A 238-nucleotide genomic window follows, 5' to 3' on the forward strand; every position below is an offset into this window, starting at 1 on the left:
GCGTCGCGATCGATGCGCTGGACGCCGACATCCCGATCCGCACGCTGCGCAACATCAGCCTGAATCCGAATTTCGGCGGCGAAGTGATGACCGTGAGCCTCGGCTGCGAGAAGCTGCAGCCCGAGCGTCTGCTGCCGCCGGGCGCGATCCCGGTGACCGCCGACGGCGCGACCGGCAACGGCGGCGTCGTGTGCCTGCAGGATGCCGCGCACGTCGGCTTCAATTCGATGATCGACTC

The 238-nt window shown here is 68.1% G+C and carries 1 protein-coding gene; it reads left to right on the forward strand.

What is annotated here, in order from left to right:
* The coding region (locus AC1RPV_RS08230; protein ID WP_481764275.1) for a UxaA family hydrolase at positions 1-238 on the forward strand (238 nt) is incomplete at both ends.

It is taken from the genome of Dellaglioa sp. CoH-55-MRSF-9, assembly GCF_056782155.1.